Annotated in this window: 8 protein-coding genes and 1 pseudogene; 7 read left to right on the forward strand and 2 right to left on the reverse strand. The window is 73.3% G+C overall.

Annotation, left to right across the window (positions count from 1 at the left end):
- The first annotated feature begins 21 nt into the window (after positions 1-21).
- Together LW587_RS19120 and LW587_RS19125 are read left to right on the forward strand one after the other, a co-directional pair.
- On the forward strand, positions 22-1335 hold the full coding sequence (locus LW587_RS19120) for a replication-associated recombination protein A (protein ID WP_232631181.1): 1314 nt from the start codon (positions 22-24) through the stop codon (positions 1333-1335).
- Between the two features lie 193 nt (positions 1336-1528).
- The gene (locus tag LW587_RS19125) at positions 1529-3028 is read left to right on the forward strand and encodes a carboxypeptidase M32 (RefSeq protein WP_232631182.1); all 1500 of its coding nucleotides are present in this window, start codon (positions 1529-1531) and stop codon (positions 3026-3028) included.
- Between the two features lie 153 nt (positions 3029-3181).
- On the opposite strand, the gene LW587_RS19130 is transcribed toward LW587_RS19125, so the two are convergent.
- On the reverse strand, positions 3182-4879 hold the full coding sequence (locus LW587_RS19130; protein ID WP_232631183.1) for a methyl-accepting chemotaxis protein: 1698 nt from the start codon (positions 4877-4879) through the stop codon (positions 3182-3184).
- 517 nt (positions 4880-5396) lie between these two features.
- Here LW587_RS19130 and LW587_RS19135 point away from each other — a divergent pair.
- A complete protein-coding gene (locus tag LW587_RS19135) occupies positions 5397-6002 on the forward strand; it encodes a DNA-3-methyladenine glycosylase family protein (RefSeq protein ID WP_232631184.1) in 606 nt (201 codons plus the stop codon).
- Between the two features lie 43 nt (positions 6003-6045).
- Here LW587_RS19135 and LW587_RS19140 read toward each other — a convergent pair whose 3' ends face one another.
- Complete coding sequence (locus LW587_RS19140; RefSeq protein ID WP_232631185.1) at positions 6046-6300, reverse strand: hypothetical protein; 255 nt, start codon at positions 6298-6300, stop codon at positions 6046-6048.
- Positions 6301-6583: 283 nt separating this feature from the next.
- On the opposite strand from LW587_RS19140, the gene LW587_RS19145 reads away from it, so the two are divergent.
- From LW587_RS19145 to LW587_RS19160, 4 genes and pseudogenes are all read left to right on the forward strand, one after another.
- Complete coding sequence (locus LW587_RS19145; RefSeq protein ID WP_232631186.1) at positions 6584-6817, forward strand: hypothetical protein; 234 nt, start codon at positions 6584-6586, stop codon at positions 6815-6817.
- A 111-nt stretch (positions 6818-6928) separates the two neighbouring features.
- The gene (locus LW587_RS19150; RefSeq protein WP_232631187.1) at positions 6929-8185 is read left to right on the forward strand and encodes an Hsp70 family protein; all 1257 of its coding nucleotides are present in this window, start codon (positions 6929-6931) and stop codon (positions 8183-8185) included.
- Between the two features lie 52 nt (positions 8186-8237).
- Positions 8238-9371 (forward strand): FAD-dependent monooxygenase, encoded by a 1134-nt coding sequence (locus LW587_RS19155; RefSeq protein WP_232631188.1) that lies wholly within the window; start codon positions 8238-8240, stop codon positions 9369-9371.
- Positions 9372-9563: 192 nt separating this feature from the next.
- Positions 9564-9915 (forward strand): annotated as a pseudogene (locus LW587_RS19160) (RluA family pseudouridine synthase); the annotation flags it as partial.

A 9915-nucleotide genomic window follows, 5' to 3' on the forward strand; every position in this document is an offset into this window, starting at 1 on the left:
GCGGCGGTGTTCATGCCGCTCATGTCCGATCTGTTCGCCTCCGCCGGGCTCGATGCCGGCGCGCCGCGCCCGCTCGCCGACCGGCTTCGCCCGCGTCGCCTCGCCGACGTGGTCGGCCAGGAGCACCTGACCGGGCCGGACGGGGCGCTGACCCGCCTGCTCGGCTCGAAGGCGCTGGGCTCGCTGGTGTTCTGGGGGCCGCCCGGCACCGGCAAGACCACTGTGGCGCGCCTCCTCGCCCACGAGACGGAGCTGCATTTCGAGCAGATCTCGGCGATCTTCTCCGGCATCGCCGAGCTGCGGAAGGTGTTCGAGGCGGCCCGCAAGCGCCGGGCGACCGGCCAGGGCACGCTGCTCTTCGTCGACGAGATCCATCGCTTCAACCGGGCCCAGCTCGACGCCTTCCTGCCCGTCATGGAGGACGGCACCGTCACCCTCGTCGGCGCCACGACCGAGAACCCGTCCTTCGAGCTGAATGCCGCGCTCCTGTCCCGCGCCCGGGTGCTGCTGTTCCGCGCCCTCGATCCGGCGGCGCTCGCCCGGCTGCTCGCCCGGGCCGAGCAGCTGGAGCAGCGCCCCCTCCCCCTCGACGAGGAGGCCCGCGCCGCCCTGGTGCGCATGGCCGACGGCGACGGGCGGGCGGCGCTGACGCTGGCCGAGGAGATCTGGCGCTCGGCCCGGGCCGGCGAGACCCTCGACGCCGAGACGCTCCAGACTCTCGTGCAGCGGCGCGCGCCGATCTACGACAAGGCCCAGGAGGGCCACTACAACCTCATCTCCGCCCTGCATAAGACCGTGCGCGGCTCGGACCCGGACGCCGCCCTGTACTACCTGTGCCGGATGCTGGACGCGGGCGAGGACCGCCTGTTCATCGCCCGGCGCCTCGTCCGGATGGCGGTGGAGGATATCGGGCTCGCCGACCCGCAGGCGCTGGTCGTCGCCAACGCGGCCAAGGACGCCTTCGACTTCCTCGGCTCGCCGGAGGGGGAGCTGGCCCTCGCCCAGGTCACGGTCTACCTCGCCTGTGCCCCGAAATCGAACGCGGTCTACACCGCCTACAAGGCTGCCACCCGCGTCGCCAAGGAGGCGGGCTCGCTGGCGCCGCCGCGCACCATCCTCAACGCGCCGACCGGCCTGATGAAGCGGATCGGCTACGGCCAGGGCTACCGCTACGACCACGACGAGCCCGACGCCTTCTCCGGCCAGGATTACTGGCCCGACGCCCTCGGCCGGCAGCGCTTCTACCGCCCGACCGACCGCGGCATGGAGAGCCGCTACGGCGAGCGGCTCGCCTGGTGGGAGCGGCTGCGCCAGGAGCGGCAGGAGGAGGGCTGAGCCCCCGCCCGTCCTTTCGCCGATCGCGGGCGACGCGGTACCAAGCCTGTCGGCCGCGCCGCATCCCGGGCCGCGGATCGGATCGCGGACGGCCCTCCCTCCGCGCAGGTCCGGCCTCCGAAGCCCGCCTGCCCTGCGGCGCGAAGCGGTGCTACACAGGCGCTCGTTCGCCGCCAGAGATCCAGGGGCAGCATTGACCACGCAGGCCTACACCACCCTCACCGAGACCTTCGCCCGCCACGGCGCCCTGGAGGATGCGTCCGGCATTCTCGGCTGGGACACCCAGACCCAGATGCCCGACGGCGCCTCCGAGACCCGGGGCGAACAGCTGGCCGTCCTCCGGGTGCTGGCCCACGAGATCCTCACCGACCCGCGCACCGCCGACCGGCTCGCGGCGGCCGAGGACGGCGCCGAGGGGCTCGGCCCCTGGGAGCGGGCGAACCTGCGGGAGATGCGCCGCGCCCATGTCCATGCGGCGGCGGTGCCGGGCGACCTCGTGTCGGCGGCCTCGAAGGCGGCGACGCGCTGCGAGATGGTCTGGCGCGAAGCGCGGGCGGCCTCCGATTTCGCGCGGCTGCGCCCGCCTCTCGAAGAGGTGCTGCGCCTTCAGCGGCAGGTCGGCGAGGCCAAGGGGGCGGCCCTCGGGCTCGCGCCCTACGATGCCCTGCTCGACGGCTACGATCCGGGCATGCGCCGAGCCCGCATCGATCCGCTCTTCGCGGAGCTGCGCGCCGTGCTGCCCAATCTCGTCGCCACGGTGCGCGACCGGCAGGCCGGACAGGCCCCGCCCCTGCCGCTGCCGGGCCCGTTTCCGGTCGCGGTCCAGCGGGAGATCGGCCTGCGGCTGATGCGGGCGGCCGGGTTCGACTTCTCTCGCGGGCGCCTCGACGTGAGCCTGCACCCGTTCTGCGGCGGCGCCACCGACGACGTGCGCATCACCACCCGCTACGACGAGGCGAGCGCCACCGGCGCCCTGATGGGCGTGCTGCACGAGACCGGCCACGCCCTCTACGAGCAGGGCCGCCCGGCGGCGTGGCGCCACCAGCCGGTCGGGCTCGCCCGCGGCATGAGCCTGCACGAGAGCCAGTCGCTGCTGATCGAGATGCAGGCCTGCCGCTCCCGCGCCTTCTGCGACTATCTCGCGCCCGTCCTGAGCGAGGCGTTCGGCGGCACCGGGCCGGCCTGGACCGGCGAGAACCTCCACCGCCTCTACACGCGGGTCGAGCCGGGCTTCATCCGGGTCGATGCCGACGAGGCGACCTACCCGGCCCACATCCTGCTGCGCTACCAGCTGGAGACCGCGATGATCGCGGGCGACCTCGCGGTCGCCGACCTGCCGTGCGCCTTCGCGGCCGGGATGAAGGAGTTGCTCGGCCTCACGGTGCCGAACGACCGGCTCGGCTGCCTGCAGGACATCCACTGGCCCAGCGGCAGCTTCGGCTATTTCCCGACCTACACGCTGGGGGCACTCGCCGCCGCCCAGCTCTTCGCCGCGGCCTGTGCGACGGCGCCCGGCATTCGCCAGGGGCTGGCGGGGGGCGACTTCTCGCAGCTCCTCGGCTGGCTGCGCCAGCATGTGCATGCCCGGGGCAGCCTGATGGAGACCGACGACCTCCTCGTCGCCGCCACGGGCCGGCCCCTCGGCAGCGGGGACTTCCTCGCCCATCTGCGACGGCGCTACCTCGACGCGTGATCCGGGCTCCGCTTGATCGAAGCGGAGCCCGTCTCAGGCAAGCCCGCGCGGCGTTTGAGCGAAGCCCAAATCCGCCATCCCGAAGGGATCAACCGGATTGGGTATGAGAGCCTCGTCCCGACGGGGCCGCACTGGTCCCCGTCGGTGCAACGATCAGGCCGCGCGCACCCCGGCGAGGAAGCGGGCGACCTCGGTCCGCAGGTGCTCGGATTGCCGCGACAACGCGGAGGCCGAGGCGAGCACCTGGGTCGCGGCGGCGCCGGTCTCCTCGGAGGCCTGGGCGACGCCCGCGATGTTGCGCGTCACCTCGCCGGCGCCGGTCGCCGCCTGGGAGACGTTGCGCACGATCTCTTGCGTCGCGGCGCCCTGCTCCTCCACCGCCGCCGCGATGGTGGTCGTCACCGCATTGATCTCGCGGATGCGGCCGGTGATGTCGGCGATCGCGGTGACGGCCTGGCCAGTGGCCCCCTGGATGCGGGCGATCTGGCCGGAGATCTCGTCGGTGGCCCGGGCGGTTTGCGCCGCGAGTTCCTTGACCTCGCTCGCCACGACCGCGAAGCCGCGCCCGGCCTCCCCGGCGCGGGCCGCCTCGATGGTGGCGTTGAGCGCGAGAAGGTTGGTCTGGGCCGCGATCGAGGCGATCAGCTCGACGACGTTGCCGATCCGGGCGGCGGCGTCGCTCAGGGCCGTCACGAGGGCCGCGCTGCGATCGGCCTCGTCGACCGCGACCCGGGCGATCACCGCCGAGCTGCCGACCTGCCGGCCGATCTCGTGGACCGAGGCGCCGAGCTCCTCGGCGGCCGCCGCGACCGTGCCGACATTGGAAGCGGCCTCTTCGGCGGCGGCCGCGACGGTGGTGGATTGCGACGCCGTCTCGGTGGCGGTCGCCGTCATCTGCTGGGCGGTGGCCTGCAGCTCGGTCGCCGAGGCCGAGACCATGCCGACCACGCCGCCGACCGACCGCTCGAAGCCGTCGGCGAGCTCCACCATGGTGCGGCGGCGCTCCCGGGCAGCGGCCGCGTCGGCGATGCGCCGCATCTCGGCCTGCTCGGCGGCCTTCTGCGCCACCATCGCCTTGATGCCCTCCACGGCCCGACCGACCGTGCCGATCTCGTCGCCGCGGCGCGCCTCGGCGATGGCGGCGTCGATTTCGCCCCGGGCCATGCGCTGGAGCACCGCGACCAGCCGGCCCATCGGCCGCGTCACGCCCGCCACCACGATCAGACCGAGGAGGCCGAACGCGAGCGTGAGGCCGATCCCGGCGATGGCGGTCATGGTCCCGGCGGCGGAGGCCGCGAGGGACGCCGCCTCGTCCCGGGCGATGCCGAGATCGCGCAGGTTGGCCGTGATGCGCCCGTCGATCGCATGGATCAGCCGCAGGCGGGCCGGGCGAACCTCCTCATAGGAGATCCGCGAGGCGTCCGCCTTCCGGTTCTGGACGCCCAGCGTCACGGAGCGCTCGGCGGTGGCGAAGACGTCGGTGAGGATCGTTTGGATGCCCTCGAGCATCGTGCGCCGCTCCGGAGAGTCGGCCAGGGCAACGAGCTGCGTCATCGCGGTCTCGGCCTTCCGGCGGGAGGCCAGGAACTGGTCGCGCTGGAGCGCGATCACCCCAGCCTCGGTCTCGAGGATCACGTTCTTCTCGGCGATGACCGCCTCGTCCACCGCCGCGGCGACCTGGAGGGCGCTGATGGCGCGGGCGGCGCGCACGTCCACGACCTGCTGCGTCACGCTCGAGAGGGTGGCGATCCGGTCGCGGGCCAACACCACGATGCCGATGGCCACGAGGCCCGCGAGCGCCGCCGGAAGCGCGAGTTTTCCGAGCAGGCGGAGATTTGTGAACCAGCGCATCGTCGAACTCGAGGGACAAACCGAAGCATCCGGCAGCCACTCTGCGCCGCAGCGGATTTAACCTTCTCGATGATGTGAGGTAAATAAGTTGTGATGATCTTCAAGATTCGATCCGGAATGTCGTGTTCGACGAATGCGATACGGAAGGATCTCGGTCTTTAACTTCGATCTTGCCATCATTTGTTGCAAATTTTTGTAATTTTCTGTCCCGATACGGACGATCGAGGGCCCCGACCGCGCTCGGCCGCCCTGTTGCAAAGACGGCGCGGCGGGCGGCTCCCTCGCATCGGTCGAGACGCCCCGCGGTTCAGCACCGGGAGCCTGCGTGTTCCTCGCCATTGCCCCCGCGCGCGCGCGCCACCGATCTTGGTTTTCTGCTCCACGAGAATCGAGCCCGCCTACTGGCACTGGGTCTCGGATTGGGGCAGGCCGCCATGGTCTCGTCCCAGGCGACGCCGGAGGCCTTCGCCCTCGAACCCGAGCCGGCCGATCCGCGTTCTCGGCAAGCAGACGACCCATGCGCGCCCCCGACATCCACGAACGGCTTCTTGCCACCGCCGCCGCGATCGGCCCGCCCCTGCACGACGCCCTCGCGCGGATCGGCCCGATCGTGATTGCCCCGCCGGCCCATGCCAGCGTGGCCGAGCGGCTCTTCGTCGAAATCGTCAGCCAGCAGCTCTCGACCAAGGCCGCCCTCGCCATCTGGACCCGGGTCGAGGCGGCGGCGCTGGCCCAGGGGGGCGCCCCGCGCGACCTGTTCGTGCCGGGCTTCGAAGCGGTGCTGCGCGGCTGCGGCGTCTCGGCCAACAAGGCGCGCGCCCTCCAGGCCGTGCGCGCGGCGGAGGCGCAGGGCCTGCTCGGGGCCGACCTCGCCGGTCTGCCCCATGCGGAGCGCTCGGCCGTTCTCTGCAGCATCCGCGGGGTCGGGCCCTGGACCGCCGACATGGTCGGCATCTTCCACTTCCTCGATCCCGACATCTGGCCCGTGGGCGATGTCGCGGCGGTCGGCACGCTGCGCAGGCTCACCGGCTGCGACGACACCGTGCCGGTCGCCGCCCGTTTCGCACCCTTCCGCTCGATCCTCGCCCGCGCTCTCTGGCGCAGCCGCGACGCCGCCACCTGACTGGGAAGTTCGGGCCCCGGCCAAGATCAGGCCCCGGCCAAGATCAGGCCCCTGGGAAAAACGGCCGGAAATTCTCGAGCCAGCCCCGCAGCCAGACCTCGAAACCGCGTTGCGCGCCGTCCGCGTCCTGCGCGTGACCCCAGGCCTCCTCGGCGAGCGGGCTCCACCACGTCCACAGGCGGTTCGATCCGTCATACTCGACGATGCCGACCTCGACGGCACCGACATGGCCGGTGAAGCGCTGCATCGGCAGGCCGGCGGATTGGGCCTGGGCCCAGCGGATCGGGGACGAAGACATGCCGCGACAACGCCGAGGGGGCCGGCGGCGTTCGCGACGCGCGGAAGACAGGGATGTGTCCCCCATGCGCTTGACCTTTGCGAACGAACCCGGCATTCGCGCGTTATCCAGGGAGTGTGCCGTGTGCGCGCCGCCTGGCTCCACAGGAACGTCCGACCCCAATGCCCGACGACAGTAGTCGATCGACCACGCCGCCCATGGCCACCCGCGTGATCCGCGCCTGATCGTTCGATCGGCTCGCCCGCGACCGGCCATTGGCGGCTGGTCCGACCGGAGGTGAGCCATGACTGACTCCACCGTCACCCATCGGCGCGTCCGCACCCGTGCGGCCCGCCCCAAGCGCACCCGTCCCGCCGGCCTCGTGGTCGCGTTGATGATGGCGCTTGTCTTCATCCCCGTCCTCGCCCTGCACGTGGTCGCCCTCTCGGGGGCCATGAGCGACGGCGCGCGACCGGCCGCGGTCGCCAACGCCGCCACATCGACGAGCCCCGCGACGGCCAAGAAGGTGCCGGGCTAACCGGACCCCGCCGGCGACCTCCGGGCCGCCGGCAATCGGGTTTTCGGGATTGCGCTCGCCGCCGCGGCGCCTTAACGGGCCCCCCCGGCACACGAAAAGCGATCCCGATCCATGGCGGCCTGCGGCCTCGATTTCGGCACGTCCAACACCACCCTCGGACTGGCCGCGCCCGGCCGGCCCACCCTGGTGCCGTTGGAGGGCCGCCATCGCACCTTGCCGAGCGCGATCTTCTTCGCGCCCGGCCGCGCGCCGCAGATCGGCCGCGCCGCCATCGACGCCTATGTCGAGGGCACGCCCGGACGGCTGATGCGGGCGCTGAAATCCGTGCTCGGCTCGTCGCTCGTGGACGAATCGACGCCGGTCGGGCGCGAGCGCATCCGCTTCCGCGACGTCATCGCCCGCTACCTCGCCGCGGTGAAGGCGCGGGCCGAGGCCGAGAGCGGGTCGAGCCTCGACGCCGTGGTGCATGGCCGCCCGGTCCATTTCGTCGACGACGACCCCGCCGCCGACCGCCGGGCCGAGGACACCCTGCGCGCGATCGCGGAAAGCATCGGCTTCCGCCACGTCCGCTTCCAGTACGAGCCCATCGCCGCCGCCCTCGACTACGAGCGCTCCGTGACCGCCGAGGAGATCGCGCTGATCGCCGATATCGGCGGCGGCACCTCGGATTTCTCGATCGTCCGCCTCTCGCCCGAGCGGCACCGCCGCGCGGACCGCGCCGACGACATCCTGGCCAATGACGGCGTGCGCATCGGCGGCACCGATTTCGACCGCACCCTCAGCCTCGGGGCGGTGATGCCGCTTCTGGGCCTCGGCAGCCCGATGAAGCGGGCGGACCTCGCCGTGCCGAACGCCTATTTCCACGACCTCGCCACATGGTCGAGCATCAACCGGCTCTACAACGCCAAGACCCTGCGGGAGATCGACGAGGTGGTGCGCGACGCCGCGCGTCCGGAGCTCATCGAGCGCCTGCGCCGCGTCGTCGAGGCCGAGCGCGGGCATTCCCTCGCCATGGCGGTGGAGGGGGCCAAGATCGCGGCCTCCGACGCGGGCGCCGGCCGGGTCGATCTCGATTGGGTCGAGGCAGGCCTCGCGGCCGAGGTCGACCGGACCACGCTCGCCGGCCGCACCGACGACCTCGCCCGACGGATGGCGACGCGGATCGGGCATTGCCTCGATCAGGCGGGGCTGAACGCGGAGCGGATCGACGCGCTGTTCCTCACCGGCGGCTCGACCGGCCTGCCGCATGTGCGCGCGGCGCTCACCGCCTGCGTGCCCGCCGCGCGGGTGGTCGACGGCGACACCTTCGGCTCCGTCGGGCTCGGGCTGACGCTCGAGGCGGCGCGGCTGACGGACGGCGTGGTCTGAGCCATCCTCCGGGACGCGCATCGGGAACGGCGCGAAGCGGGAGCGGCGACATATGAGAACCGACACCGCGAACCGCGTGCTGGTGGCAGGCGCCGGGATCGCCGGCTCCGCCGTCGTTCGGGCCCTGCATCGGCGCGGGATCTCCGCCCTCGCCCTGGAGCAGCGCCCGGGGGAGGCCGGCGGGGGACTGGCCGTCAACCTGCCGGGCAACGCGATTCGGGCTCTGGCCGATCTCGGCCTCGCCGGGGCGCTCGACGGCCTCGGCACGCCGCTGCGCCGGCGCGACTACCGCACCGACGGCGACCGCCTGCTGTTCGCCGTCGACGAGGCGGCCTTCTGGGGGCCCGACGCCCGTCCGCGCTGCCTGCGCCGCGCCGACCTCCTGCGCCTGCTGCGGCGCGACCTGCCCGCGGGGGCGATCCGCGAGGGGGTGGGCGTCGTTGGCCACCACCAGGACGCGGCGGGCGTCACCGTGGCGCTGAGCGACGGCACGGTCGAGCGGGGAGGCCTCCTCGTCGGCGCCGACGGCGTGCATTCGACGGTGCGCCGCGGTTTGTTCGGGGATCAGGCCCCCGCCGCGGCGCGGCTGGCTTCGGCGAGCTGGCGCTTCATGACGCCCAATCCGGGCCTCGAGGCCTGGACGCTCTGGGCGGGCCGGGACGGCTTGTTCCTCCTGATCCCGGTCGATGCGGACGAGGCCTATGGCTGGGCCACGGTGCAGGGCGTCGGGGCGGAGAACGCCGATCTGGGGGCCCAAAGCCGCGCCTTCGACGGTTTTCCGCGCCGCGTCCGCGACACCCTCGCCGCCGTCCTGGCGCGGCCGGAGGCGATCCATCACGCCCCCCTGGAGGAGATCCGCCTGCTGTCATGGACCCGGGGCCGGGTGCTCCTGGCGGGTGACGCGGCCCATGCCACGGCCCCGGTCTGGGCGCAGGGCGTCGCGCTCGCCCTCGAAGACGCCCTGGTCCTGGCGGATCTGGTGGCGGACGGCACCGATCCGGACCGGATCGGCGCGCTCTACGAGACCCGGCGCCGGCCCCGCGTCGCCCATGTCCAGGCGATGACCGACCGCCTGTCCCGTACCGCCCGGATGCCGGGCTGGGCCCGGAGGCTCCTGCTCCCCGTGATCGGTCCGCGCAGCTACCGCGCCACCTACGGCCCGCTCCGGGAGCCCGTGACGGGCTGAGACCGGGGCCGCATACCGGCGCGCCGGCGCCCACCGACCCACAGAGTGGGTTCCTGGCGTCGGGCCGCTTGCTCAGAACGCCAGGGCGAAACGGGATGCCGGGGGCTCGACTCGGCCCGGAAACAGGGGGATCGCCCCGTCCGCGCGTCCGCACCGCTTTGCGCCGTCATCCCAGGATGATAGCAGCGAGCCATGAAGGGACGTCCTCCACCACGCGGCTCAGGCGGCAAGCGCCCCCCTGGCAAGTCCGGCTTCGGCGGCAAGCCGGGTTTCCCGCCGCGCGCGGGCACCGGCCCACGCAGCTCCGCCCTGGAGGCGGCCAAGCGCGCCGCCCGCAACCGCGGCGAGGAGGCCGGCGAGCGCGCGCCCTGGCAGGGGGAGGACGCCCCCGCCCCCCGTCCGCCCCGGACCCGCACGCCGGATGCCGCCCCGCCTTCGGCCAAGACGCCCGGGGCGCCGCCCCGCCAAGCGTCCCGCGCGGCCCCCGGCAAGCCCAGCCGCGCGGCCGCCGCGCCACGCCGGGTCGAGACGTCCGAGGCGCCGC

Origin of the sequence: Methylobacterium sp. Leaf118 (genome assembly GCF_920984675.1) — a bacterium.
GTDB lineage: Bacteria > Pseudomonadota > Alphaproteobacteria > Rhizobiales > Beijerinckiaceae > Methylobacterium.